The sequence below is a fragment of the Nostoc sp. C117 genome (assembly GCF_043099735.1).
Lineage (GTDB): Bacteria > Cyanobacteriota > Cyanobacteriia > Cyanobacteriales > Nostocaceae > Nostoc.
The window spans coordinates 6,413,512-6,431,003 of sequence record NZ_CP170991.1 but is presented as its reverse complement, the minus strand read 5'-3'; the positions used below and the strand labels follow the sequence as shown (position 1 = coordinate 6,431,003).

12 protein-coding genes are annotated in these 17,492 nt (G+C 39.1%); 9 read left to right on the top strand and 3 right to left on the bottom strand.

Translation table 11 applies throughout. The annotated features are described in order from the left end of the window. Window positions 1–78: 78 nt before the first annotated feature. From ACFG4S_RS27575 to ACFG4S_RS27540, 8 genes are all read left to right on the top strand, one after another. Window positions 79–921, top strand: coding sequence for a hypothetical protein (locus ACFG4S_RS27575; RefSeq protein ID WP_392532106.1), 843 nt, complete (start codon window positions 79–81; stop codon window positions 919–921). Window positions 922–932: 11 nt separating this feature from the next. Next, window positions 933–2,096, top strand: coding sequence for a glycosyltransferase family 4 protein (locus tag ACFG4S_RS27570; RefSeq protein ID WP_392532105.1), 1,164 nt, complete (start codon window positions 933–935; stop codon window positions 2,094–2,096). 31 nt (window positions 2,097–2,127) lie between these two features. After that, window positions 2,128–4,377, top strand: a complete 2,250-nt coding sequence (locus ACFG4S_RS27565) for an ATP-binding cassette domain-containing protein (RefSeq protein WP_392532104.1) — start codon at window positions 2,128–2,130, stop codon at window positions 4,375–4,377. 3 nt (window positions 4,378–4,380) lie between these two features. Further along, window positions 4,381–5,592, top strand: a complete 1,212-nt coding sequence (locus tag ACFG4S_RS27560; protein ID WP_392532103.1) for a glycosyltransferase family 4 protein — start codon at window positions 4,381–4,383, stop codon at window positions 5,590–5,592. A 135-nt stretch (window positions 5,593–5,727) separates the two neighbouring features. Continuing rightward, on the top strand, window positions 5,728–6,687 hold the full coding sequence (locus ACFG4S_RS27555) for a glycosyltransferase family 10 domain-containing protein (protein ID WP_392532102.1): 960 nt from the start codon (window positions 5,728–5,730) through the stop codon (window positions 6,685–6,687). Window positions 6,688–6,690: 3 nt separating this feature from the next. Then, the gene (locus ACFG4S_RS27550) at window positions 6,691–7,671 is read left to right on the top strand and encodes an Npun_R2821/Npun_R2822 family protein (protein ID WP_392532101.1); all 981 of its coding nucleotides are present in this window, start codon (window positions 6,691–6,693) and stop codon (window positions 7,669–7,671) included. A 3-nt stretch (window positions 7,672–7,674) separates the two neighbouring features. Next, on the top strand, window positions 7,675–8,565 hold the full coding sequence (locus tag ACFG4S_RS27545) for an Npun_R2821/Npun_R2822 family protein (protein ID WP_392532100.1): 891 nt from the start codon (window positions 7,675–7,677) through the stop codon (window positions 8,563–8,565). A 16-nt stretch (window positions 8,566–8,581) separates the two neighbouring features. Continuing rightward, window positions 8,582–9,616, top strand: a complete 1,035-nt coding sequence (locus ACFG4S_RS27540; RefSeq protein ID WP_392532099.1) for an Npun_R2821/Npun_R2822 family protein — start codon at window positions 8,582–8,584, stop codon at window positions 9,614–9,616. A gap of 259 nt (window positions 9,617–9,875) precedes the next feature. On the opposite strand, the gene ACFG4S_RS27535 is transcribed toward ACFG4S_RS27540, so the two are convergent. From ACFG4S_RS27535 to ACFG4S_RS27525, 3 genes are all read right to left on the bottom strand, one after another. Beyond that, a complete protein-coding gene (locus tag ACFG4S_RS27535) occupies window positions 9,876–10,250 on the bottom strand; it encodes a hypothetical protein (protein WP_392532098.1) in 375 nt (124 codons plus the stop codon). 29 nt (window positions 10,251–10,279) lie between these two features. Beyond that, the gene (locus tag ACFG4S_RS27530; protein ID WP_392532097.1) at window positions 10,280–12,004 is read right to left on the bottom strand and encodes an ABC1 kinase family protein; all 1,725 of its coding nucleotides are present in this window, start codon (window positions 12,002–12,004) and stop codon (window positions 10,280–10,282) included. A 485-nt stretch (window positions 12,005–12,489) separates the two neighbouring features. Continuing rightward, on the bottom strand, window positions 12,490–15,129 hold the full coding sequence (locus tag ACFG4S_RS27525) for a M1 family aminopeptidase (protein WP_392532096.1): 2,640 nt from the start codon (window positions 15,127–15,129) through the stop codon (window positions 12,490–12,492). A gap of 553 nt (window positions 15,130–15,682) precedes the next feature. Between ACFG4S_RS27525 and ACFG4S_RS27520 the strand changes: the two genes are divergently transcribed. Continuing rightward, entirely contained in the window at window positions 15,683–17,362 is a 1,680-nt protein-coding gene (locus ACFG4S_RS27520; RefSeq protein WP_392532095.1) for a DUF3352 domain-containing protein, read from the top strand. Window positions 17,363–17,492: the final 130 nt, after the last annotated feature.

Here is a 17,492-nt window from a genome sequence, read left to right as displayed (position 1 = left end):
GCTCTCACTAAATTTAGAGGAAAATTTTCTCAGAGTAAATACAGAGCTTCAAGTAAAGTAAAAATATTCACTTAAACTATGTCAATAGAAACTAGAGGATTTATTACGATTCTAACTGGACTTTACTCTTTTCAAGATTGTATTCATTTCTTAGCTGCAATTAGAAAATTTCATCAAGAACCAATAATTATTTTAATTAACCAAGTTCCACCAATTTTATATCCTTTACTAAAGGCTTTCAAAAATATCATTTTAAAGCCTGCACCTGCAAATGAAAATACTGTTTTAGCATCGCGGCAAGCAAAACTGGCTCTATATGCATCCTCTGAATTTGATAAAACTATTTATCTAGATTCAGATATTTGCTTGCTTTCGGATATTAATGATGTATTTGAGTATATGGATGAATATGATCTGCTATTAACTGAAGATGTACAACCTTATATTGTTAAAGCTACAAATTTGTTGCGTGGTAAACAAGAAGAGCTTTTCCAAGATGTATTACCAACTCTCCAATCTATAGGATTACCTTTGCAAGCAGATAGCGTCCAATATAATGGCGGTTTTATAGCTTTTCGGAAAGCAGAAAAAAACCAGATATTTTTTGATGAATTCCAACGGTATTTTGAAATTGTCAAAAACAACCAAGATAAATTACTTTTAAAAGACCAAGGAGCTTTTGCTTCGGCGATCGCATCTGTACGACCTCATATGAAAATCCTACCACCTACCTATAATTATCTCAGTAAATGGCAGGATGCGTATAATGTTGAGGAACAAATAAAAGTACTTCACTGTACCTATCCTTATCGACCTCAGTATGCTAAAAATATTACTCGTTCCTTATACACAAGGATTTTTGATAGATTTGCTAAAGTATTTTTACCAAATCAAGTTACAAATCCCTGGCGCACTAAATAAAAATCAAAATAGTGAAAAAATTTTCCAAGATATCCCTATTAGTTTCAGATTTATCAAGTGCAGCCATTTTGCGTGCATACTTGATAGCAACAGCCCTAATAAATTTAGGATATGATGTTGAAATTATGGGGTTTTTATTTGGAAATAACTTATATCGAAATTTACCCCCAGAGTTAAAAATTTATAATTTACCAGGTAAAAATTTTCCCGATTTTTTTGGAGAAATTCGCAAATTACTACCGAAGATTGATGGAGATATAATTTATGCTATTAAACCTCAAATAGGGAGTTTTGGAGTTGGCATAATCAAGAAAATATTCCAGAAAAAGCCATTAATATTAGATATAGATGATTGGGAACTGAGTTGGCATGGTGGTGATAATTGGCATTATCAACCTGCACCCAAACAATTAGCTAGAGACTTGTTGAAAACAGATGGCGCACTCAGGAATCCTCATCATCCTTTGTATGTAAAATGGATGGAGGGTTTTATCAGTCATGCTGATGCTGTGACAGTGCATACTAAATTTTTGCAGCAGCGTTTTGGCGGTACATGTGTTCCTAATGGCAAAGATACTTCTTTATTTGATCCTACTGAATATGATGCTGAGTCAAGTAGAAACCGTTATGGTTTATCTGAATATCGAATTTTAATGTTTCCTGGTGCGCCAAGACCTTATAAAGGATTAGAAGATATTCTCATCGCCCTCGACAAAATTAATCAACCAGACTTGAAATTAGTGATTGTGGGTGGTAGTCCTTATGATGATTACGACAGGCAACTCCAAGAACAATGGGGACATTGGATTATCAAACTACCAAAGTATCCAGCTGATGTTATGCCTGATTTAGTAGCAGCTGCTCACATTGTAGTTGTTCCCCAGCGAGATACCCCAGAAACTCGCGCTCAATTTCCTCTGAAGTTGACAGATGGCATGGCAATGGCTAAACCTGTATTATCAACACGTGTTGGAGATATTCCCCAAATTTTAGGTGATACTGGTTACTTAGTTGATCCTGGTTGTCCCGAACAACTTGCTGAACAAATTCAACTTATTTTTCAGAATTTAGAGTTAGCAAACGAGCAAGGTCTGAAGGCAAGACAAAGATGTGTGGAACACTATAGCATACAAGCTATGGCTTCTACACTTAAGTCAGTAATTGCCCAGTTGTAACTAATATTAATAATTGTTATAAAAATACCCAATGTCTACGAGAAAACTACTATTAAGATTTGCAAAACCATATCCAGGTTTGATTTTACTAACAATATTGTTAGGATTTTCTGGAGCTTTATTTAATGGGATTAGCACAGCTTTAATTGTGCCAGTGGTTTTAAAAATTGTCGGACAAGAAGTAGATTTAACCAGTGCGCCTCCCATCCTCAAAAGGATGATATCTCCGTTTGATAATACTCCAGAGAGTTACCGTATAGGAGTAATGGCTGGGGCAATTATATTCACAATTCTTTTAAAGAACTTAGCTACTTATGCCAGTGCTTTAGCATCGAGTTCTCTTACTCGTAAGCTCACATCAGACATGCGAGAAACGGGATTAAAGCTATTATTAGAAATTGATATTGATTATTATGCAAAAACCAAAGTTGGTGATTTAATCAACCGACTGGGTGGAGAAATTGGACGTGCTGCTAGTGCTGTAGGTAGTACAGTCAAAATAGTAATATTGGGAATCACTATTTTTGTTTTTGTTGGTTTATTGTTATCAATTTCTTGGCAATTGACGATTGCGGCTACGCTTTTGTTGTCGTTAGTGACATTAGTTAATCAGTATACTATTTCCCGTTCTAAAATCTTTGGGAAGATGCTGAGTGAGATGTCCAAAGCATATTCTGTTTCTGTGTTGGAGACTTTGAACGGGATTCGGTTAGTCAAGGCAACAGGAAATGAAGAAAAAGAATATCAACGGATTACAAAATTAATACGCGATCGCGAATTAGCAGACTTCCAATCTCAGGTCAATTCGGAAGCAATCACACCCATCGGTGAAGTGATGGGTATTACAGCTTTACTGCTGATTGTACTTTTGAGTAAAACCTTCTTTGCAAATCAAGTTTCTTCCCTTTCTACCGTACTCCTGACATATTTATTAGTGCTGCTGCGAGTGTTGCCGTTACTTTCTCAGCTAAATACTATTCGCAGTAACTTTGCTAGTACAGCTGCCAGTGTGGATGTGACTAATGACTTTTTAAGTCTGCATGATAAGCCATTCATGGGCAACGGTAAACTTCCCTACACGAAATTACAAGAGGGAGTATCTTTTAATTCTTTGTGCTTTGCCTACCCTGGTCATGAAAAGTTAGTACTCAAAGATGTAAATTTATACTTACCACGTGGCACAACCTTGGCATTAGTTGGTGGTTCTGGTGCGGGAAAATCGACTTTAGCAGACCTTTTGCCAAGATTCTACGATCCAATCGCTGGCAGTATTACCATTGATGACACTGATTTGCGGGAATTTGATGTGGTATCCCTGCGTAAGCGTATGGGAATTGTTAGTCAAGATACTTTTCTTTTTAATGATTCAGTAAAGAATAACATCGCCTATGGGCGGCTAGAGGCCACTGAGGATGAAATTATTACAGCGGCTAAGCGAGCAAATGCCTATGAATTTATTAGCAAATTGCCTCAGGGATTTGAAACCCTAATTGGCGATCGCGGCGTTATGTTGTCTGGTGGACAAAGGCAAAGATTAGCGATCGCCCGCGCTTTAGTTCAAAATCCCGAAATCCTGATTTTAGATGAAGCCACCAGCGCTTTAGATACCGTTTCCGAACGCTTAGTACAAGGTGCGCTGGATGAACTCAGCCGCGATCGTACCACCCTAGTAATTGCTCACCGCCTTTCCACAGTCCAAAAAGCCGATCAAATTGCCGTACTAGATCAAGGAAAAGTAGTAGAAGTGGGAACCCATGAACAACTTTTACAAAAAGGTGGTTACTACTCACGCCTTTACTCAATGCAATTTGCTGAACGCCCTCAAACTGCTACCAAACACAATCAAAGCTTGCTCCGCATCTCTCACGAAATTCGCACGCAATTAAACCCGATGATTGGATTTTTGCGCTTATTACTTGATGATTTGGTAGACGATTCCCAAGAACGACAACAATTAATTGAAGACTCTTACAAATCTGCTTGGAGAATTCTCAACACTATTGATGTTTTTCAGGATGTTATTGACTTACAAATTAGTGGACAAATCCTCTCAATTTCTGACGAAAATCAAAATGTTCTCAGTAACCATTATCAAACTTTTAATCATATCTCTGGTGAATTCAGGAGTTCTATTAATCTCATACTTAGTTCCCTCCGTTCTCTAGCTGATAATTTGATAAATACCTATGAGGAACAAAATCAATTAATTTCTGAAAGTTATGAATCTTCGATATATTTGCTCGATAACTTAGAAAAATTTGAGAATAGTATTAAAACCTAAAATATGAAAAATATTCCTTACAAAAAACACTATATTTATTTCATTGGTGAAGAGCTACCCCAGCCAGAGGCTCATTTAGTCCAGTCTACAAATGCTGCTAATGCCGTCGCCAACTTGGGATACTCTACAGTTTTGGTATACCCTGACAAAAAAGCAAAATCTAGTAACTTAGTTAATCTAGTCCGCCCTTTTCAACCGAAAAAAACACCAACAGAACTTATTAAATATTACAATTTGCATCACAAATTAAAAGTTGCCCCCTTACCAATGCCTTGGCCAATTGACTATTTTTCTAGTAAATTTACAGATTCTAATACTATCGCCTGTAAATATTATTTACCATTTCACATACTTCCAACTAGCAAACTTGTTCATAGTCGCAACTGGAATTTTGTCAAAGCTGCCGTTAAAAATGGGATTCCCGCAATTTACGAACATCACCACCACGAAGACAAACCATTTGAACCAGAAATTGTTAAAAATCCGCTGTTACAAATTGCTGTCACAGTTGTAGAAACTATCCGCGAAAGCATGATTAAAAATGGTATGCCACCAGAAAAAGTGATTAAGCTACACAATGGTTTTAATCACTTATTTATGGAAAGACAACCAGAAAAAGCGGCAGAATGGCGTCAAAAACTATTGCGAGATGAAAGTCAAAAATTGATAGTTTATGCCGGAGCTATACAACAATTTAAAGGTATTGATGTACTAATTGATGTAGCTAAAGAAATGCCAAATGTGCAATTTGCTTGTGCAGGTGGTAAACCCGCAGAAGTCGAATACTATCAACAATTAGTCAAAGAAAAGCAGGTTGACAACATTAAATTTTTGGGTTATGTCTTGCATAATGAATTAGCATCTTTGCTACAAGCCGCAGATGTTTTAGCTCATCCGCATTGTTCAGGAAAAGCCGCAACTTTCACATCTCCCTTAAAGCTATTTGACTACTTCGCCTCTGGAACCCCCATTGTTGCGACAGAAATTCCATCATTAATGGAATTTCAGAATACCCAAGCGATCGCTGCTTGGTGTGAACCAGATAACCCCAACAAATTTGCCGAAAGTTTGAAGCGAGTCTTAGAAACTCATCCCCGAAAACTAGAAGGTTATTCAGATAGCATCGAATTTGTCAAGCAATTCTCTTGGGAAAATCGAGCCGCAACAATTCTCAGTTACGTTGATGAGTCTCTACGTCCGCCACTTATTGCATAAAGAAGTTGGGGTAAAAAATAATGATGTTACCGAATATCAGTATAAAAATTTATTTCACGCAAAGACGCAAAGGAAAATCTATAAAATTATCCAGGATTTATGTAACGGCTAAATAACTAATGACAAATAACTAAAATGACCATGAAAACAGTAGGGATGATTAGCAGTTATCGAGGTTTAGAAACTAGAGCCGATTGGCTTTGGCAACAGACCCCGCATCAATTTGGAATTTGGGACAATATGCAAATGCAAGCACTAGCAGCTAAACCAGATTTTCTGCTAATGTATCAATTTGATTTTCCCAAAGCAGCACCGCAACAATCTTGGTTAGATAGCTTACTCAAACACCAGCAAAAACCAATAGTAAATGTTGATTCTCTATTGCGTGGGGTCAATAAAGAAAGGATTATTTATTTATTAAGAGAACCACCTTTAGATGAAGTTGTGGAAATAACGAACCATAATTACCAAGAAGCGCAAAAGTATTGCGGATACATTTCTGGCCCTGATGATTTTGCTCCCACTCCCAACTATATGCCTGCAATTTGGTATCATTCAAATACATTTCAAGATTTGAATGAAATGCCACCTCCTAAAAAAGTTTCCCCATGTAGTTGGATTACTTCAGGAATTAACCGCACAGTCAATCATCGCCAGCGTTTAGACTTTTTGCAGTCTCTACAATCTAGTGGGATTAAGTTTGATTTGTATGGCCGAAACTTACCAGAATGGGCACAAAAATCAGGAGAATTGGGTAACAAGTGGTATGGCATGGCACCATACTATTATAATTTAGCAATTGAAAACTACGCTGATAATAATTGGTATGTAAGTGAGAAACTTTGGGATAGTTTACTTGCTTGGTGTTTGCCAATTTATTATGGCGGTCCGGCTGCTGATAAATTATTGCCACCGGGTAGTTTTTTAAGATTGCCTAGTTTAGATGAAAAAGGTATTGCTTATATCAAAGAAGTGACAGCCACATCTGATGCTTGGTATGAAGCGAAAGAGGCGATCGCGGAAGCACGTCAAATCATTTTACACAAATTAAATCTGCTTAACTGGTTGTCAAACTTTGTTGTTCAACACTCATAAATTATGAATGGTATTTGTACCCTTGGCAACGATTATGTTTTCGATCAACTGGTGGCTTTGCTCAACAGTATTGATGTGATATTGGGTAAAGAAACTCCTGTTTGCATTTATCCTTTTGACGATCGAACACAACGGATTGCTGATGAAATAGCTAAGCGTCCTAATGTATTTCTTTACAAGAATCAAGAATCAATCGACCGTTGGGATCAATTTATGCTTTCAGCAGCACCAGAACGATTGAATCGGAGTAAATCCCGTCTCTATGGCGCTCACCGTCGCTTTTGTGCTTTTGATGGTCCTTTCGATAAGTTTATTTATTTAGATGCAGACACTTTGGTGATGAATTCACTCGCAGCGGTGTTTGAAAAGCTAGATACTTATGATTTTGTTGTCTACGATTTTCAATTTAAAGATGTTAGTAAAATATACGATGTTAATTCAACAAAATTATTAGAAGTTTTTGAGCAAAAACGGATTGATTCAGAAATATTTTGTTCGGGATTTTATGGCTCAAAAAAAGGAATATTTAACTTAGAGCAGAAGAATTGGTTGATATCCAATTTACAAAATGGGGAAGCAGAAATTTTATATGAAGGTGCTGGCGAACAACCGCTGATCAATTATATGGTCATGAGGTCTAATCTGGCTATTTATAACTTTGCTCAGCAACTACCAGATAATCAAAAAACAGGGTGTTCTGCCACATCAAAACATTTTGAACAACGAGAACATATTTTATATGACAAAGGTACTCGACTAACTTATCTTCATTATATTGGGATTCCTCCTAATATCAATCAAGCTGTCTGTGCTGGAGAAAATATTGAGTTTCCCTATAGAGATTTATTTCTCCACTATCGTTATTTGCACGAACCAGAAAAGCGTCCAGTCTTTAAAAATCCTCCTAAGAATTATAACGAGTCTCCAACACCAAGTTTCCTGACAAGAGCTTTGCGAAAATTGAAGTTAATTCAACAAGGATAATTTATGAACAGGGGAATTTATATTGTTGCCAATGATCGGGTTATCGATAATGCGATCGCCTTACTCAATAGTATTCGTTACTATGACCCAGAAGTAATTATTTATCTCATACCTTTTAATGAAAATTATCACAATGTCGCAGAAAAGCTGGCTACGTTACACAACGTCCAAGTTTTCCCAGATTTAGAACTTATCGATCAATTCACCAAACGCATCAGAGAAATTTTTGATCGAGATTTCCTCGCTTTACCGAATAAAATGCGTAAACTAGTGGCGTGGTTTGGACCTTTGGATGAGTTTATTTATATTGATACTGATATTGTCGTTTTTGAAAAAATCGCTGACAATTTAAACAAACTTTCAGAAGTCGATTTCTTTTGTTGTGATTATCATCATGCCAATGACAAGCTGCGAAATGTCTTTTCCCCACTTGTAAAAGAGCAGGAAATTTTTTCAGATGCCCAACTTCAAGATGTTTTTAACAGCGGTTTCTGGGCTTCAAAAAAAGGAATTATTACCGAACACCAAATGGATGAAGCTTTGCGCGAATGTGCTGCACATCGAGAATATTTTGATTTTTCTGAAGGAGTGACAGACCAACCAATTCTCAATTATTTAGTTCTCAAGCTGATTTCCAAACGTGGTAATCTCGTCAAAATTCCTGGGGGAGGACCTGGTAGTTGGGCAGGTTCAAGAAATTTTCAACAGCAAGACTATGCCCTCTATGACCGCGGACAAAGACTCAAATATCTCCACTGGGCTGGTACACGGATGAAAACTGGTAGTCCCTACTGGGAATTGTGGGAACACTATCGCTATCTCCATGAAGGTAAATTTGCCTTTATTCCTAAACTGACTCGGCGTTTATTTCCCTTTGTCGTTGCCCGTACTTAATATTAGGAGTATCCCAATGATTGATGGTATTTATATTCTGGCAAATGATGTTGTTTACGATCAACTAATTGCATTGCTCAATAGTATAGAAGCTAATGCTGGTAGGAAAATTCCTATTTGTATACTTCCATATAACGATCGCCTAGACAAGGTAAGAGCGGAGATTGCATCTAGAGAGAATATCATCTTATTTGAAGATTCTGATGCCATCGCTTATTGGGATAATTTTGCCATCGAGATATGGAAAAATTATCCCAGAGCGCAAAAAACTTGGCGAGAGTGGGGCTTTCCAGAACTTTATGAGCTACCCATGCATCGCAAATTTTGTGCTATTGATGGTCCCTTTGATAGATTTATTTATTTTGATGCAGATACCTTATTAATGGGGTCTGTAGATTATGTATTTGAAAAACTAGATACTTGTGATTGGGTAGTCAACGATTTTCAGTATAAATCTGAATTAAAATTTATTTTTGATGGCTCTCCAGAGCAGATACAGCAAGTTTTTAATACAGACAATATCCAGTCTAAAATATTTTGTGCCGGTTGGTTTGCCACGAAGAAAAACATTTTTTCCCCAGCTATCAGAGCCGAATTACTCGACAAATTAAAATCAGGTGAAGCTGATGTTATGGCTTTTTTAGCACCCGATCAATCTTTATTTAACTACATGGTATTGAGAAGCGGCATTCCATACTATAACTTTGCTTGTTATGACTGCGAACAGGCAACTGGTAATCATTGGAGTTCTCAATTTGATGTGGTAGATAATATCTTATATGACCAAGGGCGGCGGTTGACATACTTACACTATATGAGTATATCTTCTTCAGCTTTTGTGAAGCTGTGTGGTGGTGAAGATGTTAAGATACCATACCGCGATGTTTTCTTACATTATCGTTATTTAAAATCGCCGGAAAAACGCCCTCAAAGCTTTACCCGTCCAAATCAGCTAACACTTCTACAAAAGTCTACTAGCAGTTTTATTCAGCAAAGAATCAACAATTTTAAGCTAAACTATCGCAATTTAAAAGATAGAATTACCAAGTAAAAGTGACTGGGTGTTTTAGCACAGCGGGGCGTAGTCCATTGTGACTTGTGAATTCTTTTTCAAAGAAATCTTAATTTATCCGAAAAAGGCCTAAAAAACTGAGTGTTCCTGATTATAGTTTGAGGAGGGATACTACAGAAATAGTACGTAACTGTAATGCAATTAGATATTGAAATTAGTAAAATTTGACTAAAAAGCAGTATTCAGCGCCAGCAGGATCTGCTGACGTTGATTTGGATATTGGTGGAGTGTCTTAGATCTAAGAAAAAGAATCTAAATCTAGAGATTGCATTCCTTCGCGTTCGATAAAGGTCATCATACTTCCCAACTGCAACCACACTAACAAACAAGTCAACAAACTAACTGGTAAACCAACTCCTAATGCTAGCAAGGAAGGCAAGCCAAATATTTCTAGGCCTGAAGACATAAATAGACAAGTACCAGCAGTTATGCCAAGAAATGGTACAAACAATTGTTTCAATGATGAACGGGGTTTAGTATTTTCACTACGCTCGTTTGGCCATTCCTGCACAATTACTTTCAACGTTCCAGATAATGCTAAACCGGATGTTAATGCTGCTAGAAAGCCAACAAGTAACAAGAAATAAGGCGGTTGCAAGGGAAAATAGTACATGAAAACTCCTCGTTGATATTAAAGATTTTTTAGTTTTTACTTACTGGCTGGTTTTCAATAAAAGACCCAAGAAATGTAGCTTTTGGTAAGATGGCAGCTGCGCCTTCTCTGGATAATTCTGTTAAGATGCCGATCGCTACATTTAATAAACGATCCGGTTTTAAGTCATCTTTAACTAGATTCCATAGGCGTTGGACTTCTTCGGTGTGGAGGCGGTCATCTTCGGTGAGAGCAAGTACCAGCTGTCGCCGGAGAAATTTACCTTCTTCAGACACTAAATATTGGAACCCCATTTGAGCTGTAGGGACTACATCAAAGTTGCCATCAGTCCGAGCGATGGCAATTAAATTTTCTAATCGCTGCCACTGAAATTTACCATCTTTGAATAACACATTCAATAATCGTCGTCGCAATTCAGCCGATTCCCCTGTTAGCAATCGCCTTGCTATATATGGATAACCCACCTCAACAATTTTAAAATCCGGGTTGAGGCTCAGGGCAATACCTTCTTGAGTCACCAAGGAACGAATAATCAAAGCAAACTTAGCCGGAACTCGAAAAGGATATTCATACATCAGTTCGGAGAATTCATCGGTGATAGTTTTGAAGTTAAAATCCCCGACGTTTTTACCAATGGCATTTCCCAACACTGCTTCTAATGCCGGTACAATCGGGCAAATATTGGTGTCTGGAGTCAGAAATCCCAATTTCACAAAATTTTTGGCTAAGTCGGTGTAGTCTTTATTCACCAAATACACTAATGCATCTACTAGAGTTTCTTTGGTGGTTTCTTCCAACTGATCCATCATCCCAAAGTCAATGTAAGCCATACGACCATCGGGCATGGCAAATAAGTTACCAGGATGGGGATCTGCATGAAAGAAGCCATGTTCTAACAGTTGTTGCAATCCTGAGGTCACACCAATTTGAATGATGGCTTCTGGGTCTAAACCTGCTTCGCGGATGCGTTGAGTGTCTGTCAGCTTGAAGCCGTTAATCCATTCCAGGGTTAAAACGTGGGTATTAGTATAACGCCAGTAAATACCCGGAACTTTTACTTGGGGGTCGTTGTGGAAATTGCTAGCAAATTTTTCGGCGTTGCGGCCTTCATTAATATAGTCAATTTCTTCAAATAACTTGATGCCAAACTCGTCCACAATTAAAGTTAGGTCATGACCAAGATTGAGGGGTAACCAAGGAGCTAGCCAACTGGCCGCCCAGCGCATTAAATATAAGTCTCGTGTTAGAACTGGGCGTAAGTTGGGACGTTGGACTTTAACTGCGACTTCTTCACCGCTCACCAAACGACCTCGATATACTTGTCCCAAGCTAGCAGCTGCTACTGGGTTAGGTGAGAGTTCGCTAAAACATTCCTGAATGGAGCGGTCTAGTTCAGTTTCGATAATTTGGTAAGCGATCGCATTATCGAATGGTGGTAACTGGTCTTGTAACTTCACCAGTTCTTCTAAAAAATCTTTGCGTATCAGGTCAGGCCTGGTGGAGAGGGCTTGACCAACTTTAATAAAAGTCGGGCCGAGGCGGGTGAGCAGTTCTCGCAACTCGATAGCTCGTTTACACCTGTTCTGCTCAACTTTATCTTGCCATTCGTCCCACTTGAGACTGAATATAAATCCTGCAAAAGACCAGATAATTCTCAGCAGTCGACCCCAGGCTAGCCAGGGACGGTAACCATAGTAGCGAGCGATCGCATCTGGATTGTAGAGCTTTTGCTGAGTAGGTTGATACTGACCCACGCCTTTATTTGCCTCTTCAACTGAAAACTTAAGAACGATTGCTTGTCTCCTGACCAGCAAGTAAATTGCATGTACAGGATAGCGGTAGTATTTTATCTAAAACAATTAGAACTTTACCCTTTTCGGATATTGTCCGAGGCGAATTTAGCCTATGTTACTGTTTAGATTTGTTTATCTTTTTCTTAATTATACTTTATAAAACTACAACTACTTATCCATCTTTTAGATGATTTTATCTTTTCTTAACTATTCTTTATATAAATATAAACAATTACCTATATATACAAATAAGATAAAATAAGATAACAACTCAGTGACTATATTTACTATCAGCTACATATAGCAGCAGTAGTATTACAGTCTAAGATTTCATCATTTTTAAATTCATAAAATACAGCAAAAAGTAACTATTTGATGACTTATAAAATCTTTACAAGTTACCCAATAGCTACTTTTAATTACACCTTTGTAACGCTTGTTTAGTACTACTTAGATTTAGCCTCCAAGTTTTCTAAACGGCTTCTCAACTCCTGATTTTGTTGTTTAAGTTGGTCGAAATCTTCACGCAGTTGACGCAGGTTTTTTTCTGCACCAATATTCTTTTGCACCTTAGAAATTTCTTCTTCAGCAGAGCGGCGTACACGCCCATCAGCTGTTTGTTCGGCTAGCGATCGCAAAATCCCCACTGCTTTGGGTGTTTCCATTTGTCCCAAAGCTGCGGCTACAGACACTTGCGTTAAAAAGAAGGTTTCTTTGGCTAATTCTGTTAATTTTTCTAAAATACGTTCCAAATTAGCCGGACTTTGACCGACAGAAATCTGTCCTAAAGCCCGAATTGTAGCTAAACGCAGGCGTTGTGGGACACCGAGTTTTGTGTATTCCATCAGCAGATTTAAAGCTGCTTCTGAGGTTTTGAATTCAGCTAAACCAGCAACTGCCCCACTCCGCACGACTTCATTCCAACCCGCCTTTTCTTCTAAAACGGATTTCAACAGCTTTAATACCTTGTCTTCCTTGGGTTTGTCTTCCAAGTTTGCCGAGGCGATCGCCCCAATCACACGAGAAGCTGAGGCTTCCACATAGTAGCTAGGATCGCCCTTCTGCAAAATCCCTCTCACAACTTTATAGCTTTCATTGGTTTTGATTTCACCAAGTGCTTCCACTACAGCACGTCGGACGTAAGCATTTTTATCTTTTAATCCAGGAACTAAGCCATCAAAGGCTTGATCTAAATTTATTTGGGCTAGTTGTTTCGCCACTTGCACGCGTACACCCCACAATGGGTCATTTTTTAGGGACACAGACAGTGCTTTGATTGCTTCTAACCCACCTCTTTTAGCCAAAGCTTCCGCTGCATAGATGCGGGAAATGGGATCGGGATCAAATTCTAACTGTGCTTTTAACTCTGGTAGTGGATACTCCAAAGATACTGTTTTTAGGTAATTATTTCCAACATCAAAACTGATATATTTGGGCTTATTTTCTAATGGAAAATAGAAACTTTGTTCGCGTTCATTCACCCGCACCACAAAAGTTTTGAGTGCTGAGTGCTGATTGCTGAGTTTTCCATTATTCCTAACTCCTGACTCCTCACTTTTCACTTCTTCTTGGGTATAGCCAAAACCAATAGGTATTTTTAAATCAAATAAATCCCTACTGCCATTTTGACCTTCACCTGCTTGGGTTTGAGTCACTGTAACTTTTGCCAAATTAGCATCGCCATCCCAAGAGTAAGCTACTTTAAAATCGGGATGACCACCACGATAAACGTATTGGTCGAAGAGGAATAAAAGATTCCGTCCAGTTGCTTTTTCAATCGCCCTGAGTAAGTCTACTGTTTCCACAGTTTTGTGGGCATTATCTTGGATAAATGTTTGGATGGCCTGCCAAAATAATTCATCTCCCAATTGGGCGCGAATCATGTGATAAACACAAGATCCTTTTTCGTAGATGTGGCGATCGTAAAGTTCAATAGCTTCTCGGTAAACATGTGTTACCATTGGGCGGCGATAACGGCTGCTATCTTCACTGAAGTAACGACGAGCCTCCAATAAACGATAGTAAGCTGCTTCTTGAAGACTATATTCCTGTTCTGTCCACATCACCTCAGAGTAGGAAGCCATCCCTTCTTTAATCCAAGCATGAGACCAATGCTTAATCACCACCAAATCGCCAAACCACTGATGTGCGAGTTCGTGGACAACTAAACTTTCGGTGTTGCGGTTATCTAAGGCGGCACGTTCATCCAGCAAACATCTATCTGTTAACAGAGTTGTGGAAGTGTTTTCCATTCCCCCAAAGATGAAATCATCGACGCAAACTTGGGCGTATTTTGGGAAAGCATAGGGATAGCCGTACTTTTGGCTCAAAAATTCGATCATTCGGGGAGTTTTGCCCATACTGCGTTTAGCATCTTCCTCCCTTCCCTTTTCTACGTAGTAGGTAACTGGTTTACCGTTCCAATCATCCCGAATTTCAGCAAAATCACCTACTGCCAGAGTCATCAAGTAAGTAGGATGAACTTGTTCCTGTGACCAATGGTAGATTTTGTAATCACCATCTTCTGTGGTGTTAATCAATTCACCATTGGAAATGGCTACTAGAGGGTTGGGGACACGAACGCGAATTTCTGAAGTAGAGAGTTGTCCTGGATAGTCAAAGCAGGGAAACCAAAAACGAGAGTCTTCGTCTTCTCCCTGAGTCCAAACTTGGGTGGGCTTGTTTGGGTAGTGTTTGTCTGGTTGAATAAAGTAAATACCGCGTTGTGGTTTGGTCACCGAGTAGGCGATCGCAATCAGCAAGCGTTTACCAACCTGGGTCGCCTCAGAAAGTTGAATGGAAAGCTTTTCGCCATCGTAGTCAAAATTTTGTGATACCTCATCTACCTGCACAGACTCGATATTCAGGTTGACAGCATCTAAAGTCAAACGGTCAATACCATTACGGATTGGCAAGAGGCGAATGCTACAACTGCCCTGATAGCTTTGCTTAGGGATATCTAAGCCCAGATCTAGAAAAATATGCTCTACTTGCCCTGGGCGATCGGGGCTATAGTGCGGTCTTGCTCCCGGTAACTCAAAAGGTTTGTGTCCATTATTATCTGTATCAAAATAAGACTGCGACATTGATGCTTACTGACCTTGTAATCCTGAAAACTCTGGCTTGGCTGGATGTTGTTAAGCAGAATAGTGGTCTCTGATGTTTTTCCCAAATCAACAGGGCACTATTAGGGATGAGAACTCCTTTTTGGGATTGGGGTGAAATTAGTCTCACCCAAATTTCCGAAGGTCGGCTACCGAATCCTTGGACTTTTCTCTATATCCCTTCCGCATTCACTTTTCTTGATGTTTTGCACTTTTTAGTTATCAAGTCAAGAGTATCTTGCACCTCGATAAATTATCATTAAGTACAAATACTTCTAATTATTCTTATAACTTAGAATAGCTTGCCGCTGTTGATCGGGCTATTTTGTTTGAGATGAACAGCATATCATTTGCGGATTCGCTCCTCATCTGGTTGAAGTATTTTTTAGAGTAATTTTAGACCGCTAACTTGTAGGACTACTAATTTTATCAGTAAATACCGATGGATTAGCGGAAATTATTAATAAATCCGAAAACTCTACAATGACACTTGTATAAATCTCGGTGACAATCTGACCAAAAGAGGATAACAATAATGCCTGAAAGTAAATCAAAGTTTTTGATTCCTGCCGTTGGTGTCGCTGTAGTTCTAGCAGGAAGTATAGCAGCTTATACGTATTTAAAAGGGTCATCAGGCGGTAGTTCAGATGCTTTAGGTAGTGCGAAAGTAGTACCTTCAACAGCATTGATGGCAACTTATATTACTACTGACTCTCAAGCCTGGGCAAAGCTACAACAATTTGGCACCCCAGAAGCACAAAAGTTAGTCGCAAAAGGTCTGGAAAATTTCAATAAGGAAATGTTCAGTGACAGTAACGTTTCCTATGAAAAAGATATAAAGCCTTGGGCTGGTGGTGTAATGATCGCTCTGCTACCACCAAATGGTGTCAAACCCGTCGCAGATTTAAAATCGCCTTCTGGCGCACCTAATGCACCCGCAAATGTACAGCAAGAACCGAATATCCTGATCGTAGTGGGAATCAAGGACAAAATCAGTGCCTTAAATTTTGCTAACAAATTAAAGTCACAAAAAGGCGTCAAATTCCAGGAATCTGACTACCAGGGTGAAAAAATTATCGAAACTACAGAAAATGGCAAACCCACATATAGCGTAGTTTTAAATAATAGTCAGTTAGTATTAGCTCCCGAAAAGCAAGCCGTAGAAAAAGCAATTGACACCTTTAAAGGACAATCTTCCTTTGCCAGTAAAGAAGGTGCAAGCAGCATTCTCAAAGGAGTTGAGGTCAAAAACAGCCTTGCCCAAATTTATGTGCCAGACTATGCGGCCATGATACAGCAATTAGCAGCCACAAGTCCCCAGGCAACCCAGTTACCGCCACAAACCTTGGCACAACTGAAGCAGGTCAAATCTGTGGTGGCTGGTATTGGTGTTGATGATGCGGGAGTGCGAGTAAAAGCGATCGCCAATTTAGATCCACAACTAATCAAATATCAGTATCAATCAACTCCAGGGAATATAATCCGTCAATTTCCCACCAATACCTTTGCTTTAGTTAGCGGAAATGGCATCAGTCGTGGTTGGGAAACTGTAGTAGAACAATCTAAAGAGACTCCAGAATTGAAGCAAGCTCTAGAACAAGTGCGTAGTCAACTTAAATTTGTCAATCTTGACCTAGATAAGGATATTTTTGGCTGGATGAATGGGGAATTCGCCTTAGGTGCTATTCCATCAAATCAAGGGGTATTAGCGAGTGTTGGTTTTGGAGGTGCCTTAGTATTTGACACAAGCGATCGCAAAACCGCTGAAGCTACCTTGACGAAATTAGATACCCTCGCCAAAACCCAACAAATCAACATCAGCAACAGAAAGATTGGTGGTAAAGACGTAACTGAATGGCAAATCCCCCAACAAGGAGCTTTACTAGCACATGGTTGGCTGGATCAAGACACAGTATTTCTTGCCGTTGGTGGTCCGGTTGCTGAGGCGATCGCCGATAGCAAGAGTGAATCTCTTGACAAGAGCGACGCTTTCAAAGCCGTGACTGGTTCTTTGCAAAAGCCCAACGGCGGCTATTTCTACCTAGATATGGACAAAACTAAAACTTTGCCCGTAGTCAATAGTTTGCTCTCATCTGACCCCAATACTAATACCATTCTCAGTTCCATTCGTGGTTTTGGTATTACCGCCACTAGCCCCGATAAATCTACCAGTGAATTAGAGATGCTGTTAGCTCTCAAGCCCACTGCAAAGTAGGGTATTAGGTGCTGTACATGAATAGCGGGGCGTTTAGCCCGTGCTGAGTTAGCAGTTAGTATTATCTCCTTTGCCCATCCTCCTCATCTCCCCCACTCCCCCCTAGACTGCCGTCCAGCAAGTATGTCAT

Bases quoted from the DNA above. Each gene is read 5' to 3' on its own strand.
- ACFG4S_RS27575 (WP_392532106.1), top strand. From the start codon at position 79: ATGTCAATAGAAACTAGAGGATTTATTACGATTCTAACTGGACTTTAC.
- ACFG4S_RS27565 (WP_392532104.1), top strand. From the start codon at position 2,128: ATGTCTACGAGAAAACTACTATTAAGATTTGCAAAACCATATCCAGGT.
- ACFG4S_RS27560 (WP_392532103.1), top strand. From the start codon at position 4,381: ATGAAAAATATTCCTTACAAAAAACACTATATTTATTTCATTGGTGAA.
- ACFG4S_RS27555 (WP_392532102.1), top strand. From the start codon at position 5,728: ATGACCATGAAAACAGTAGGGATGATTAGCAGTTATCGAGGTTTAGAA.
- ACFG4S_RS27550 (WP_392532101.1), top strand. From the start codon at position 6,691: ATGAATGGTATTTGTACCCTTGGCAACGATTATGTTTTCGATCAACTG.
- ACFG4S_RS27545 (WP_392532100.1), top strand. From the start codon at position 7,675: ATGAACAGGGGAATTTATATTGTTGCCAATGATCGGGTTATCGATAAT.
- ACFG4S_RS27540 (WP_392532099.1), top strand. From the start codon at position 8,582: ATGATTGATGGTATTTATATTCTGGCAAATGATGTTGTTTACGATCAA.
- ACFG4S_RS27535 (WP_392532098.1), bottom strand. From the start codon at position 10,250: ATGTACTATTTTCCCTTGCAACCGCCTTATTTCTTGTTACTTGTTGGC.
- ACFG4S_RS27525 (WP_392532096.1), bottom strand. From the start codon at position 15,129: ATGTCGCAGTCTTATTTTGATACAGATAATAATGGACACAAACCTTTT.
- ACFG4S_RS27520 (WP_392532095.1), top strand. From the start codon at position 15,683: ATGCCTGAAAGTAAATCAAAGTTTTTGATTCCTGCCGTTGGTGTCGCT.